The 16,040-nt window shown below is 42.8% G+C and carries 11 protein-coding genes; 9 read left to right on the forward strand and 2 right to left on the reverse strand.

Features of this window, described 5'->3' with window-relative positions; all coding sequences use genetic code 11:
• Window positions 1–57: 57 nt before the first annotated feature.
• Window positions 58–3,579, reverse strand: coding sequence for a TraB/GumN family protein (locus N8A86_RS09600; RefSeq protein WP_273568865.1), 3,522 nt, complete (start codon window positions 3,577–3,579; stop codon window positions 58–60).
• A 255-nt stretch (window positions 3,580–3,834) separates the two neighbouring features.
• Between N8A86_RS09600 and hemH the strand changes: the two genes are divergently transcribed.
• Together hemH and N8A86_RS09610 are read left to right on the forward strand one after the other, a co-directional pair.
• Window positions 3,835–4,866 (forward strand): ferrochelatase, encoded by a 1,032-nt coding sequence (gene hemH, locus N8A86_RS09605; protein ID WP_273568866.1) that lies wholly within the window; start codon window positions 3,835–3,837, stop codon window positions 4,864–4,866.
• Window positions 4,867–4,987: 121 nt separating this feature from the next.
• Window positions 4,988–6,376: an MATE family efflux transporter gene (locus N8A86_RS09610; RefSeq protein WP_273568867.1), complete on the forward strand. Its 1,389-nt coding sequence runs from the start codon at window positions 4,988–4,990 to the stop codon at window positions 6,374–6,376.
• A 62-nt stretch (window positions 6,377–6,438) separates the two neighbouring features.
• Here N8A86_RS09610 and N8A86_RS09615 read toward each other — a convergent pair whose 3' ends face one another.
• Window positions 6,439–7,740, reverse strand: a complete 1,302-nt coding sequence (locus N8A86_RS09615; RefSeq protein ID WP_273568868.1) for an alpha/beta hydrolase family protein — start codon at window positions 7,738–7,740, stop codon at window positions 6,439–6,441.
• Window positions 7,741–8,359: 619 nt separating this feature from the next.
• On the opposite strand from N8A86_RS09615, the gene N8A86_RS09620 reads away from it, so the two are divergent.
• The 7 genes from N8A86_RS09620 to N8A86_RS09650 all read left to right on the forward strand — a co-directional run bounded on the left by N8A86_RS09620 (window position 8,360) and on the right by N8A86_RS09650 (window position 16,021).
• Window positions 8,360–8,890, forward strand: coding sequence for a hypothetical protein (locus N8A86_RS09620; RefSeq protein ID WP_273568869.1), 531 nt, complete (start codon window positions 8,360–8,362; stop codon window positions 8,888–8,890).
• Window positions 8,891–8,897: 7 nt separating this feature from the next.
• Window positions 8,898–9,542 carry a hypothetical protein gene (locus N8A86_RS09625; protein WP_273568870.1) on the forward strand — a complete coding sequence of 215 codons (645 nt, stop codon included), beginning with the start codon at window positions 8,898–8,900 and terminating at the stop codon, window positions 9,540–9,542.
• On the forward strand, window positions 9,512–10,267 hold the full coding sequence (locus tag N8A86_RS09630; RefSeq protein WP_273568871.1) for a sensor histidine kinase: 756 nt from the start codon (window positions 9,512–9,514) through the stop codon (window positions 10,265–10,267). Before N8A86_RS09625 ends, N8A86_RS09630 begins: the two co-directional genes overlap by 31 nt.
• Window positions 10,268–10,402: 135 nt before the next feature.
• Window positions 10,403–11,038, forward strand: a complete 636-nt coding sequence (locus N8A86_RS09635; protein ID WP_273568872.1) for a response regulator transcription factor — start codon at window positions 10,403–10,405, stop codon at window positions 11,036–11,038.
• A gap of 84 nt (window positions 11,039–11,122) precedes the next feature.
• The gene (locus N8A86_RS09640; RefSeq protein ID WP_273568873.1) at window positions 11,123–14,260 is read left to right on the forward strand and encodes a WD40/YVTN/BNR-like repeat-containing protein; all 3,138 of its coding nucleotides are present in this window, start codon (window positions 11,123–11,125) and stop codon (window positions 14,258–14,260) included.
• 4 nt (window positions 14,261–14,264) lie between these two features.
• A complete protein-coding gene (locus N8A86_RS09645) occupies window positions 14,265–15,485 on the forward strand; it encodes an arylsulfatase (RefSeq protein ID WP_273568874.1) in 1,221 nt (406 codons plus the stop codon).
• Window positions 15,486–15,535: 50 nt separating this feature from the next.
• Window positions 15,536–16,021, forward strand: coding sequence for a hypothetical protein (locus N8A86_RS09650; RefSeq protein WP_273568875.1), 486 nt, complete (start codon window positions 15,536–15,538; stop codon window positions 16,019–16,021).
• Window positions 16,022–16,040: the final 19 nt, after the last annotated feature.

Raw genomic sequence — 16,040 nt, forward strand, 5'->3', positions numbered from 1 at the left:
GTAAGATTGGGCAAGATGAAGTTCTGTCGTTTTAAAAACATGGATTAGGGTTATGGTTTAATACCCATGAAACCCATACGCCCCGTACCCACCGGGCCGATATACGATGGCGCGTTGTCTTTTTTTGAGTAGAAACTCTTCGGTCACGAACTCCAAGGCATCGGCGTCGGTATCGGTGTCCTCGATTCGAAGCCCGTCATTTTGATAATAAGGCTTCGTACTGAACCCTTTTCCATTTTCGAACACGACCAAATGCATTTTAAAATTCTTGTCGTAATCTTGGTTGTTGCGTACCTTAAAGTAGTAGCCTGTATACCCTTTGCCGTTATATTGCAACGGCCTCTGTTCCAAGAATACCGTTTTATAGTACTTTTCATCATACTTTTTAAATTCGAACAACAACGCTTCTGCGATTGATTTCTCCGTGCGGTATACGGAAGGAATACGGTCTAGTTTTCGAATTTTCTTGAATTTATTGAGCAAGAGATTACGGCTGTTGATATTCGAAGCCAAGGAGTCCAACATGCCCAACGGCAGCCCAATGTCATCTTTGGCCAATAGGGCGGCATAGGTCGTCTGGATTTTCTCGTTTTGAACGAGCTTCAATCGTTCAAAAAACTGTTTCACCTCTTTCTCCTGAATGAACGGATAGAGCAGTACGGCATAGTCTTCAAGAAGGTCGTTGCCGTTATTGCGATTGCCATTGTTCTGATTACGGTTCAGGTGGCGATAGTTCGACATTCCCAATTGGCGCTTCAGTTGAATTTTGGCGTCGTTCAACATTTGTTTTCGATACTTTTTATAGCTTTTTGGTTTGATTTCATCGGCTGCCATCAACTGGGCGAGCATTGAAAAAATCGGAAATTTGTATTCATCGATTACACTATAGTCCAATAATTCGGGATATAATTTTTTCGCCAAGGGCAGACTGTCCAAATAGGGTTGGAAAATGGAATGGATCTCAAATTTGTTGGAGACCAATGGCAGATCTTTCGAGAGCAGTTCCAACAGCAATGAAACGGATGCATCATCTGCCTTTTTAGAAACGGCCTGTAATATTTTGGTCTGGGCGTACGAGTTGTTATACGATTTGGTATAGAAATCCTGAAAAAAGGGAAACACTTCAGGACTAACCATTTTTCCCAGTTTTTGAATGAGATGTGATTGGATGTTCTTTTTATCAGCCGGGTAATCGAATTCCGAAATATAATATTTTAAGGAGTCGATATGCTCGGGCCCAAACTGAATGAACCTATATCCCTTATTCAAAATACTATCATTGGCTCGTAATGCGGAAAAAAATGCGGGTGTTTTATCCGTTAAAATTCCAGTGCCTATGAGCGTATCGTTCGGAGTGAAATTCGCAAAAAATTCACTCACAAAACGACTAGGGGTTCCCTCGGTATCTACAGTCGTCTTGACTTCATAGAGCAGTCCTCCCTTAACAACATTCTTGATTAGAATTCCACGTGTGCTAGCGGTGTCGCCCAAGACCAATTCTAGTTCGTGACGCCCATCGGCATAACTGCTATCTTTCTCTCTAAGAATATTGAAACGGTCGTCGGCCAAGATTTTTTTTCTCAGCGCCCAAACGGAGTCAATGCTCGGAAACATCAAAAAGTCATGTGACTTATTCAACTCGACGGTGATGGCCTCATTGTTCTTGTTTTGGTATACCGTCTTTTTATTGAAGGCATTGTAGGGTTTTGGTTTATTCCTTCCGTTATTGTAATTATTGCTGTTCTCGACGAATTTTGGGGGTTTTACCGAACTTATTGTCGTAAAAAAAAGCGCGGTATCCTGAACTTTTTTGAATACCGAAGTATCGTCGGCCTCTTTGATTTTCAAAGATTCGAAATAGGAAGTTGCTTCCTCATCATTCTGTGTCACGACTCCCATTAAATAATAATCGCCCTTTCGAAAAGTAGTTTTCAGATGCAATTGCTTTCCGTTGACAGAATCAATAATGGCCTTTGAGGTAAGTGTATTTACAGTATGCTTGCCATATGTGGGATTTATTTCTAAATCTTGATAGAAACGCTTTTGAATCTGCTTTAACTCAAAACTGTCTATTTCTATAAAATTGAAATCGTTCAACGTGGCCTTCTTCAGAAAATAGTACGAACCTGATATCGAATCATATCCTTGCAATAGTCGGTCACCGCTGCGATACTTGTTCGGAAAGGTATGCTGTGATGGCATACGCACCTCGAAATCATCAAACCCGGAAACTATGTTCTCCAACTTTGCACTAGGTTGTCTAAAGCGTAGACTGTTGAAAATGCTATCGGCATGTTGCAATACAAAATCGCCTTCACCGCCCATTTTAAATATGAGTATCTCTAAAGGAGTGACATAAATCTGGTAGCGTTGATGATCCCCATTTTTCAGTTGGTTCTTGATATCAAGGCCTTTGAAACCATTTCTTGTAATCTTGGTCTTTTCCAAAATTGTTCCAGGGATGTTCTCGAAAAGTAACTTATCGAGATCCTCCAAGATATAGGTGGCATCCTGTTTTAAAAATTGAAAGGTCGGAATTCGATTGACCATGACATAACTTCCGTTGGCCAGATCTGGCGAAATATAAGTGGTGTTTACAAATTCGGAAACGGGATATAATTTATTGGTCAAGTTCAAGCTAAAGTAGCCATCGTCCGGTCGTGCCGTTTCATAGGAATTTTCGCGAATCGAGTTTTCGAATTTTTCCTTTAAGCGCTTTCCTTTTGAAGTAGATCGTGACACCAAGGGGTTTACGGTATAGCCCATACTGCGTAACATTTCGATGACCCCTTTCTCACCGGGGAGATGGGCTGCGCCTATACCGGTGAATACCTTTCCGGAGTGCATGAGCGAGTCTAGTTTTTTGGCCATGTTCCGATTTCTGATAAAGAGCATATTTTTTAGGTAGTGCTCCGTGTACATGGCCTTGTCGATACTGTCGAGCAATGCGATATTGCGATTGCGATAGGCATCTTGCAACAAACTCATGGGGTCTTGTTGTTGCATTTTCTTCTGGAGCCACTCGTCCGGTTTTCGCTTCATGGCATTCATACTGGCACGGCCGACGAGTGCCGAAGACTCTTCAAGGTCTTCAAGTGCGATGACCGGCTTCTCGAATTTCTTGCCCGCCTGATAGATGAACATATCCAAATAGGTCTCCTCTTCAAAATTTTGGGAATATTCATCGGTACGGTAGAGAATGTTATTGACGCGATTGTCCTCAAAGGCCAGATAGGCACCGATTTCTTCTTTTTTGGGATTTTTAACTTGAAATGGATAGGTATAAAATCCTTTGGCTACGAAACCATTTCCTTGGCCATATCCCATAAAACCAAGATTATCTGAATTTTCGAGCCAAGTACCTGGATCCGATTCCAAAGCGACGATCTCACTTTGGTCTAGGGCCTCGTAAAAAACATCGTCCAGCCGGAAGGCAATACGCTTGCTTACATGCATCGTTCCATAGAGATAAGACGATTCTTGAAGTCCGTTGCCTGAAATTTCCCAAAGCAGACTGTTCTCTTTTTGAGCGGAGAGAGCGGTTATCGTAAAAATAAAAATTAGTGTAATAATCCGCATAGATGCAGCTAGTTTGATTTAAAAATGGCCCAAAAAATAAAATTTCGAAAATGTATTGTGCCAATTAACTTTTAATTGACAATTTCGATTCGAACTCGACATGATCAAAAATCCTTATGATACCATTGATACTATATTGAATATTGCTAACGTATTTTCATGGCAAGTAGTATTTTTGCGCTCACAAATTCGGTGGGTTGTAACATGCTGCAAATGCCCAGAGGATTAAACTAGTCGTTTTAAAAATATCCAAAAATGAAAGGAGTACTACTCGTAAATCTAGGTTCGCCCGACAGCCCGACGGCAAAAGATGTAAAACCTTATCTTGATGAGTTCTTGATGGATGAAAGAGTCATTGACGTACCGAAAATTTTACGCAATATATTGGTTCGGGGCATTATTTTGCAGACCCGCCCGAAAAAGTCGGCAGAGGCCTATTCAAAGATTTGGTGGGATGAAGGTTCGCCGTTGGTCGTGATCTCGGAGCGATTCGCTGAAAAACTTGGAAAACATACCGAGATGCCCGTAGCTCTTGGAATGCGGTATGGAAGCATGTCCATCAAAAAGGCGCTGCAAGAACTACATGAAAAAGGAGTTGATGAGGTGTTGTTGGTGCCGCTATATCCGCATTACGCCATGTCGAGTTATGAAACAGTGGTTGTCAAGACGATGGAAGTGCAAAAGGAGCATTTTCCGAAGTTGCAAATTACCACGCTTCCCGCTTTTTATAAAAACCCTGATTACATTAAAGTACTTTCCGAAAGTATTGCAGAAGGGTTAAAGGGGTTTGACTACGACCATATTCTTTTTTCATACCATGGTATTCCTGAAAGACATATCCGAAAAAGTGACCCAACACGCTACCATTGCAAAATAGATGGGAGTTGTTGTAGTATAAATTCGGTTGCACATAATACTTGTTATCGCCATCAAGTCTACGAGACGACTGAATTAGTAAAGGCTTATTTGAATCTGCCCGAGGAGAAAGTCAGTTCTTCTTTTCAATCGCGGTTGGCGGGCGACCCATGGTTAAAGCCATACACCGATTTCGAGTTCGAAAGGTTGGCCATGGAAGGAAAGAAAAATCTAGCCGTTGTTACCGCTGCTTTTGTCAGTGATTGTTTGGAGACCTTGGAGGAGATTGCCATGGAGGGCAAACACCAATTTCAGGAAGTCGGAGGTGACAATTACAAACATATTTCCTGTTTGAACGATGGTGATGCTTGGGTGAAGGTGATGGCGAAGTGGGTGAATGAATGGGAGAACAGTGGGGCGTTGCCTGTTTGATGTCTTTGCGAGGAGCGAGACGAAAGGGTATCGTAAAAACTAATTTTTCATCGCGATGCGGCAAACTGTTGAACCTTGATTAAAAATTCAACAGATTGCCACGCTTCGCTCGCAATTATATATGGCAAAAGTATCATCGGAACAACTCGGTTCGGAACCCATTGGCAAATTGCTCGTAAGACAGGCGGTACCTGCCAGTATTGGAATTCTGGTGATGTCTTTGAATATTCTCGTCGATTCGATATTTGTCGGTAATTGGATAGGCTCGATTGCCATAGCCGCAATTAATGTGGTACTTCCCGTTTCCTTTTTTATCGGAGCATTGGGTATGGCAATCGGTGTCGGAGGATCAAGCATCATCTCTCGTGCACTTGGGGCCAACAATAAAGAGAAAGCACTCAAAACTTTTGGAAACCAGATTACCCTAACGCTATTGGTCACGATTTCGATGGTCGCTTTAGGACTTTACTTCGTTGATTCATTGATTCCGGCTTTCGGCGGAAAAGGAGCCATTTTCGAGCCTGCCAAAATTTATTACGTCATCGTGTTATATGGAGTGCCCTTACTGGCGCTCTGTATGATGGGCAATACGGTCATTCGGGCCGAGGGAAAACCCAAATTTGCCATGATTGCCATGATAATTCCCTCGGTAGGAAACCTATTGATGGATTATATTTTCATCTATATTCTTGATTGGGGCATGCATGGTGCGGCTTGGGCCACTACTATAGGTTACTTCTTATGCTGTGCCTATGTGGCCTACTTTTTTCTTTCCAAAAACTCCGAATTAAAATTGGATTGGTCGCATTTTGGATTGGACAAACCCATACTAAAGGAAATTGGTTCATTAGGTTTTGTAACCTTATCGAGACAAGCTGTGGTCAGTATTATTTATTTGTTGATGAACAATATCCTTTTCGGGCTGGGCGGAGAGGCCATGGTCGCGGTATATGCCATTATCGGTAGAATGCTGATGTTCGCACTTTTTCCAGTGTTTGGGGTTACTCAGGGATTTCTGCCCATTGCAGGCTATAATTATGGGGCATATAAATATGATCGTGTGAAGCAAACCATTTATACGGCCATAAAATATGCGGCGATACTAGCTACGATAGTATTTATTGGCTTGATGATATTTCCCGCCGAGATTGCGGGACTCTTTCTTAGCGACCGTCCCGATCTTTCCGAAATCGATTTGGCCACTAATGCTTTTGTTTTGGAGCATACGCCGAGTGCAATGCGTTGGGTCTTTGCCGCTACCCCGATTATTGCCTTGCAGTTGATCGGTGCGGCTTATTTTCAAGCCATCGGAAAAGCTGTGCCTGCGCTTTTGCTTACCCTTTTGCGCCAAGGGTTTTTCTTTATTCCTTTGATATTGATATTGCCTAATTTTTTAGGAGAATTAGGGGTTTGGATTTCCTTCCCAATCGCCGATGTGTTGGCAGCCATTGTTACGGGGTTCTATTTGCGAAAGGAAGTAAAAACCACTTTGGTCAAGAATAAAGGGTAACAGTACACCGTATGTGCAAAATTCACCTTTTCAAAAATCCAACAATCCAACAATCGAACTTGTCACTCTATCCCTTCGGCATACAACAATTCCATTCCCGTAGAAGATCTGGGTTTGAAGCCCGGCCAAGTCTCCTCATTGGAATTTTTGGGAATATTGAGATATTTCGAATGGTCCTCTCTTTTTAAATGAGTACCCAAAAAAGCGGTCACGAAATGTTGATTGACATTGTTGATTTTACGCTGGTCCCATGACGAATCCGCGTAGCGATAATATTCATCGATATGGAGTCCCGGTGCCAAGGATTTTGCCGGAGGAGGATTCGGCGCCACATTATGCCGTGCATTTTTATAAGTGAGCAAATAGCGGTCAGAGTTGATTGCACCTTCATAAATCGCCTTTATGCCCTTTTCATACCCTGAAATATCGTCTTGGCTTCCGGCGATGAACATGGTCGGTTTTTTAAGTCCTTTTAATCCTTCGGCATTCCAAACGCCGCGCTCCATGCCCCATGGGGCAAAAGCGACCACTGCTTTGATTCGAGGGTCTATTGAATTTTGATACTCTGCGTTACTGGCCACCAAACTTTTGATTGCAGTACTGCCGCCCGTCATTTGGGTAAAAAAGCCGGCGGCCCCATCGCTATATCCTGCACCGCCCACGTTTAAAACTCCGTATCCACCCATGGAATATCCAACGATACCCGTGTTGTCCGAATCTATGAGTTCGGCTAGTGCATCTTTGCTATTTGTGGCCCCCAATTTGGCCATGGCATCAACTACGAAACGTATGTCCTTTGCTCGATTGAGCAAGGTGCTATGAAAGGCATTTGCATCCTTGAAGGTGGAATCGGTATGGTCAATGGAAACGACCACGTAACCTTTTGATGCAAGATTTTCGGTCAAATAGGTCATCAAATATCGCGAGCCCACATAGCCATGTGAAACCACTATTAATGGAAATTTCCCCGCGGTTGTCTTTGGTTGTGCATCACGTATGGCCCTGCCCTTGATGGTAAACGGAACCAAAGGCCGTAGCGAATCACCTCTAGTGCCCATAACTTCTTCATAATTTACCGAGGCTTCCGTGCCATTGGACACATCTGCCGGATACCAAATCTCAACCGTCAAGGGTCGGTCGTATATGGGGTCTTTTCCTTCTTTGGAATTTAAAATATCAATTTGGTTTTTATTGATCAATTGCATCGTTCGCACTCCGATGGTATGTTCACCACGCGCGGAAAGTTCTGGCGCGTCCGGTAACGGATCGCCATATAGAAATTCGTGCTGAGCGCTGAGTGTGGCACTTGAAAAGAACAAGAAAATAAAAATCATGTAAAACATGTACGTAGAATGGCCTTTCATACTTTAAAATTTTGGTTCTGTCTAAATGTACTGAAATAATTGCTGATCGGAAGATCATGTGTTTTTAATCATTGAAAGATAGATTTTAATTCTAAGTTATAAAATCACAAGCTGAAACTTGCTTCGAGACAAGACTACAAAATCGCTAAGACCTAAACGATTTGTGAAGGGGTGTTTACCCCTTTTTATCCCGCTACACCGCCCTTTTCCCTGTAAGAATGAAATCGCAAATAATTGTTTTTCAACTGGTTACAAAAATCATTATTTGTAAGTCAAAAATCCATATGTTTTTTGGGCCGTCTAATACAGTATCTTAGAGGTAAGAACCTTAAATCATATACTATGGAAACTTTATTGAACCAAAAAGTTGTACAAGCCATTCCGTATGCCATTTTATTGAGCATGGCGGCTTTGGGTATTGCCTTTTTTATTATCGGCCTGTTGAACATGGCCAATTAGACCTAAAAGATTTCCCTCAATGCAAAGAAAAATGACATATTCCATACCAAATCGCCCACAGCAGTTTACTGTTGCTGGGCTTTAGGTGTCTGGAAGCCAAACAATTCGTAAATTACGTTGACACTAGTTCCACATACTAACAACCTAAATAACTAATATCATGAGAGAAAACAGAAGCAACAACAACATGTTAATGGTCTTGATGGCGGTCATCACAATAGCCGCGCTCATTTTTGCCTTTATGTTTCGGGGGCCCTTGCCAGAGGGCGAAGTTGGCCCCAAAGAAGTGCCTGCCCCAGCTCAGGCCATCGATTTAAAAGTGGCTCAAGAACTTCAACGGGAATTTGTAAGCACAAGGGCAGGCATCATCAATGATAGCCTGAAAATTACAGATACACGGGATTTTTGGTTTTCTTTGGAGACCATGGAACAGTATATTGACTACGTCAAAAGCGAAGGCCAAAAAAAGGAGTATAAAGATATGGGCATTCGTATTTTTTATGCCGCCTACCCGAAGCACAGTAGCGACAAACGGGCAGATGCGGGATATTCGACGGTGGTTTTAGTGCCTACGACGGGAAAAGAAATGGTCGGCAATGGATTTTTCCCGATGGCACCTTTTCAAGAAACAGCTGGAGGTATAAAATCTTTGAATTATGGCCATGGAGGAAGACCTCCGACAAATCCATAATACATAAATGGAAGTTTTTTATCTCACGTACTTAATTACGCTAGTGCAACTATTGGCGGCGATTTGGGCTACTATTTCCTTTAAAAAGTATAGACATTCAGCCGAACGTTATTTTCTTCATTTTTTGTGGTTTACGGTCGGCATTGAAATTACGGCCGGCGTGCTCTCAGATGTTTTTTCTATAGATACGTATTGGCTCTATAATTTTTATATGGTTGTAAGTTTTTTGTTCTTTTTTTATTGGTACTATACAATTCTTAGAACAAAAACGCAGAAGAAGGCAATATTAGTTTTTGTATTGATTTTTATAGGAATGGTCATCTGGGATTTTATGTATCGTGATGAATTGGGATATCAAGAGTTCACTTTTGTTTCTGGGGCTTTCTTGATTATGATTTGCACGATGTTTCACTTTCGGCAATTGCTTTATAGTGATGAGGTTTTGGTTTTAAAGCATAAGCTCAGTTTCTGGATATCGACAGGGCTCTTACTTTTCAATATGGGTATGATTCCGTTAATGTTGCTTACTGATTATTTTGATTTCGGGGCAAACAAATATTACTTGACAACCATAATAGGTTTAAACTTTATACTTAATGGCTGCTACATAATCGGTTTTCAATGGACCAAGGAGAAATACAATCGTTTCTAATAATATTTTCCGTAATCGCCGTTTGCTTGGCGCTTACCGTGATTATATTGTTCATTCTTTTTCTAAGGAGGAAGAATGCCCTGCTATTGGAACAAGCCAAAGCCAAGGAAACATACGAACGTGAACTCTCGGAAACACAGATTGAAATTCGCGAAGAAACCTTGCGCAACATCAGTTGGGAGCTCCACGACAATATCGGACAATTGATGACCTTGGCAAAGATTCAAGTGCAAATGGTACCTGATAAATCAGAATCTCTTGAAGAAGCCTCGGAAACCATTGGAAAGGCCATCAAAGAATTGCGCGTGCTCTCCAAATTGATAAATCCAGAGGCGTTGAAGAATCTTTCTCTGGAAGAGGCGTTGGAATTGGAAATAGAGCGTTTCAACCGGTTGCAATTTATCGAGGCTTCCCTAACGGTTGATGGCACTCCCAAAGCGCTAAATCCGAAGGAAGAAGTGATTATATTTCGCATTTTGCAGGAATTTTTTTCGAATACCATCAAGCACTCCAAGGCATCCACATTGTGTGTTGGAATCGATTATATGGATGGTAACCTGACCATCACTGCCGATGACAACGGCATAGGCTTTGACGAAAATCTTGATTTTGCGGGTATCGGTATCAAGAACATGAAAAACAGGGCGCGATTGATCAATGCGGATCTGCAGATAGAATCTGAAAAGAACAGGGGTACGATGCTCAGGTTACAATATAATTTTTAAAGCGGAAAACTTCTTTGTGGGGAGCCTCAAAGATGTCAATTATAAAACAAAAAAAGGTAAGGGCAACATGGCAAGCTATTGAAATTGATTAAGTGACAAACAGATTGCCGCGCTTTGCTCGCAATGACGTAAAAAATGAGCTATACAGTAGCCATAGTAGACGACCATACCCTTCTTTCGCAGGCCATCAGCGATTTGGTACAAAGTTTTGATCAGTTCAAGTCTTTGTATATATGCAAAAATGGAAAAGAGCTTCTGGACCGATTGGGAGAGCCTAGCAACATTCCCGATATCGTGCTGATGGATATCAACATGCCTATCTTCAATGGGATCGAGACTACTGAGGTCCTCACGGAAAAATATCCCGATGTAAAAGTATTGGCCCTTTCAATCGAAGAAGACGAAGATACCATATTAAGTATGCTAAGGGCAGGAGCCCGGGGATATCTCATGAAGGACACAAAACGTGAAATATTGGAAGAGGCATTGATTCAAATTGCCGAAAAGGGATATTATCATACGAATACGGTGACCCAGATTTTGGTTGGCACCCTGCATCACAAAAATAAGAATACCGAACTCAAGGAGCGCGAACTTGAATTTCTGAAACTGGCCTGTACCGAAATGACCTATAAAGAAATCGCAGAGGTTATGTTTCTTAGTCCGAAGACTATTGAAGGGTATCGCGATGCGCTTCATGAAAAACTACAGGTCAAAAATAGGATCGGACTAGTACTCTACGCCATTCGGAACAAAATTTTCATGCCTTGAGATTTACCCCGCAAAATTGTCTCGAACGATAATTTATTTTTACATTTAAGCTTGACTAATTAAGAACGCTAATTCAAATTTGAGATGAAAACTTTCTACACTTGGGCAAGCCTATGCCTCATTGCCATTTTTTTAATCCCTATAGAATCACAGGCGCAACGCCGCAAAAAGACAAATACCGTCGCACCACAAGTTCCGCAAGAACTATATTCTAGTGCGGAGTACCGTGAACTAGGTCCGTTTCGTGGAGGTCGTTCCGCAGCGGTTACAGGCGTGCCCGGAGAACCCGATCTCTATTATATGGGCGCGACCGGTGGCGGTGTTTGGAGAACCACCGATGGTGGTAAGGAATGGGAAAATATTTCCGACGGCTTTTTCGGGGGCAGTATCGGCTCCGTCGAAGTCGCCCAGAGCGATCACAATGTGATTTATGTAGGCGGCGGGGAAAGCACGATCCGTGGAAACGTTTCCTCAGGATATGGTGTCTGGAAGTCCGTCGATGCCGGAAAAACATGGACTTTTGCCGGTTTGCCGGAAAGTCGGCACATTCCGAGAATCCGTATCGACCCTAAGAATCCCGATATCGCGTATGCCGCGGTTTTGGGCAATCTTTATAAACCTACCGAAGAAAGGGGCGTATATAAGACGACCGATGGCGGCAAAACATGGAACAAGACTTTGTATGTTACCAATGAAGCGGGAGCCGTCGATTTGATTATCGACCCCAACAACCCACGTGTGCTGTACGCATCTACATGGTTGGCCAAACGTACTCCTTATAGTATGATAAGTGGTGGCAAAGGTTCCGCACTTTGGAAAAGTACGGACAGCGGTGAGACTTGGACCGAGATTTCCAAAAACGAAGGTTTTCCAAAAGATACGTTGGGAATTATAGGAGTAGCGGTATCCCCATTGAATTCCAATCGTGTGTTCGCCATGGTCGAAAACAAGGAAAAAGGTGGGCTCTACAGAAGTGATGATGGCGGAAAAAAATGGACCATGATCAACGATGATCGCAAATTGCGCCAGCGTGCCTGGTATTACACGAAGGTCTATGCCGATACGGAAGATGAAGATGTGGTCTATATCATGAACGTATCGTACCATAAATCAACGGATGGCGGTAAAATGTTCGATAATCGCAATGCACCTCACGGAGACCACCACGATTTGTGGATAGCGCCCGAAAATTCCAAACGAATGATTATTGCCGATGATGGGGGTGCACAGGTCAGCTACGATGGTGGCGAAACCTGGAGTACCTATATGAACCAGCCTACGGCGCAGTACTACAGGGTTACCACCGACAATTCTTTTCCATACCGTATTTTGGTGGCCCAACAAGATAATTCTACCCAACGTGTACGTCACCGCAGCGACGGTAGTGGTATTTCAGAGGATGATTGGGAAGAAACGGCCGGTGGCGAATCGGCATGGATAGCCGTGGATCCCACGAACGACGATATCGTATATGGCGGAAGTTATGGCGGATTCCTGACCCGTGTGAACCATGAAAAAAATACGGTTCGCGGCATCGATGTCTGGCCCGACAACCCCATGGGGTATGGTGCAGAAGGTTTCAAATACCGTTTTCAATGGAATTTCCCCATAATTTTCAGTAAGCACGATCCTAAAAAACTATATACTTTCTCGCAACATGTACACATGAGTACCAACGAAGGACAAAGTTGGGAATTATTGAGCGATGACCTTACGCGTAATGACCCCACAAAACTCGTTTCGAGTGGTGGACCGATAACGCAAGACAATACGGGCGTAGAATATTATTGCACCATCTTCGCCGCTAATGAGAGTCCGTTGAAAGAAGGTCTTCTATGGGTCGGTAGTGATGACGGCTTGATTCATGTCACAAAAGATGGAGGCGATACTTGGGAAAACGTTACTCCGTCGAACATGCCCGAATGGAATATGATCAACAGCATCGAGCCTTCCGCTTTTGATGAAGGTACCTGTTATGTGGCTGCGACCCGTTATAAATTAGGCGATTTTCAGCCCTATCTCTATAAAACTACCGACTACGGAAAAAGCTGGACGAAAATAACGAACGGTATTCCCGCAGAACACTTTACTCGTGTCGTCCGTGAAGACCCGAAGCGTAAAGGCCTGCTTTATGCCGGTACCGAAACGGGTATGTATATTTCGTTTGACGATGGTGCCAACTGGAGTCCGTTTCAATTGAACCTTCCTATCGTTCCGATTACCGATTTGACCATCAAGGATAATAGTTTGATCGTAGCCACCCAGGGCCGCAGTATCTGGATGCTCGATGATCTTTCCGTAATCCATCAGGCAGAAAAGGCAGATCGAAACGCCGATATGATTCTCTACAAGCCAAAGGATTCTTACCGTACCCAAGGAAGGGCACGAACGGAGCCTTCAAAGACGGAAGGCCAGAACCTTCCCAATGGTGTCATTTCCCATTACTACCTGAAAAATCTATCGGAGAAGGACAGCATTTCGATGACGTATTTTTCAATGAAGGGCGATACTTTGGCATCCTTTAACAATACCGCCAAGGACAAGGATAAAAAACTGGAGGTCGAAAAAGGAGGCAATACCCATGTTTGGGACACCCGAAGCAAAGGTGCTGAAAAACTAGATGGTATGATCCTTTGGGGGGCGAATTTGAACGGGGCAAAAGCTGTTCCCGGAGAATACAAGGTAACCCTGAACGTCAACGGAAAAGAGTCTTCCCAGAACTTTACGATTTTGCCAGATCCACGTGGCGAATCAACGGTCGAGGATATGCAAAAGCAGTACGATTTTATCCATGAAGTCAACACCACGGTCGACAAGGCGCATCAATCCATAAAAAATATGCGAAAGGTCAATGCGCAACTCGATGCCTTTATGAAACAGTACAAGGGCAATGCGCAAACAAAGGATTTGGTGGAAAAAGCCAAAACGATGAAGGAAAAATTCGAAACCGTTGAAAAGGCATTATACCAAACACAAAACCGAAGTCGTCAAGATCCCCTGAATTTTCCCATACGTCTGACGAACAAATTGGGCGCATTGACGGGAATGATGGGCTACGGAGATTTTCCGCCGACCGATCAAGATATCGAGGTAAAGAATGAACTGACCGGAAAGATCAACGAACAGCTCGCGACTTTTGATGCCCTGATCACAAAAGAAATCGGAGAATTCAATGACGAGTTCAATAGTTTGAAATTGAATTATTTGTTTGTGGAGGAATAGGCGAATGAATAAAAAATATGGCTCTTTTTTCGTCATGGCGTTTTGGGTGCTGCATTTTGCGATGTGGGCCCAAACCTCCGAACGACCCAATGTCATCATAATAATTACCGATGACCAAGGGTATGGTGATTTGGGTACAAACGGTAATCCGCATGTAAAAACACCGAATCTCGATGCCTTCGCCAAAAAAAGTGTTCGATTCAATAATTTTTATGTTTCCCCGGTCTGTGCACCCACAAGGGCTAGTCTGATGACTGGGCGCAATTCATTGCGCACAGGCGTGCGGGATACGTATAATGGGGGTGCCATCATGGCAACCGGTGAGGTGACCCTTGCTGAATTATTGAAGGAGGCGAATTACCGCACGGGCATTTTTGGAAAATGGCATTTAGGGGATAGTTATCCATCACGACCGATGGATCAGGGTTTCGATGAATCGGTCATTCACCTATCCGGTGGAATGGGTCAGGTTGGTGATTTTACGACTTGGTTTCAAGGTGACCGCAGTTATTATGACCCGGTATTGTGGCACAATGGCAAACAAGAATCCTATAAAGGGTATTGCAGTGATATTTTTACCAACAAGGCTTTGGATTTCATAGCTGCGAATCGGAAATCACCTTTCTTCTGTTATCTTTCCTTCAATGCCCCGCATACGCCCTTGCAAGTTCCTGATAAATACTATCAAAAATATAAAGATATTGACCCATCCTCAGGGTTTGATGATAATCGACCTTTTACCGAGATGAGTGAAAAAGACAAGGAAGATGCCCGAAAGGTCTATGCCATGGTCGATAATATTGATGACAATATTGGAAGATTGCTGAATACTTTGGAAACGCTAAAGATTGCCGATAACACCTTGGTCATTTTTATGACCGATAATGGCCCGCAGCAAGTGCGCTATGTGGCCGGTATGCGTGGCCGAAAAGGAAGTGTCTATCGTGGCGGTACCCGAGTACCTTTTTATCTTAGATATCCGAAACTTGCTAAAAAGGGTTCCGATATCGAAGCAATGTCGGCTCACATTGATGTACTTCCAACAGTGGCCGAAATATGTGGTTTGGAAGTTCCTCAGGATCGAAAAATTGATGGAAGAAGTCTCCTTCCCTTATTGACCGATGGAACGAATGGTTATGAGGACCGTTCTTTTTTTCATACTGGACAAGGCGATATCCAGAGAAATATCAAAATGTTTCAATTCAAAAAGGCAACTACAAATTAGTTGGTCGTACAGACTATAATGCTAAACCAAAAGATTTTGAACTCTTTGATTTGAGCAAAGATCCTTACGAACAAAAAAATATCGTCACTGAAAATGGTTCTATTGCCACTGGCCTCTTGGAAGAGTTGGAACGGCTTTTTTTTGAATTGACCGCTTCCGAAAATTTAATAAATCCTCCGAGTATTCACATAGGCACCCAGTATGAAAACCCAGTATTTTTGAATCGAAATGACGCAGGCGGTGAACGTAACATTTGGGATCAAGAGGAGGTCTATGGAAAATGGAGGGTCAAAATTGAGGAAGGTCATTATAATGTCAAATTCAAGTTCATTGAACCTTTAGATGAGATTGGTAAAATGTACATGGAAACTGGAGCGATTATTAATCAATTTGAAAATAATCGAACCAACATTGATATCCTTGAAATGAAAAATGTGCATCTGCCCAATATTGATGGTGATCTGGTCCCTTTTTATACATCAAAATCGAAAAGGATATTTCCGTTTTGGGTAGAGATTGAACGTATTGCCAATTGAAATCAGAGAAAAACTAAAC

This window comes from Maribacter halichondriae (assembly GCF_027474825.1).
GTDB lineage: Bacteria > Bacteroidota > Bacteroidia > Flavobacteriales > Flavobacteriaceae > Meishania > Meishania halichondriae.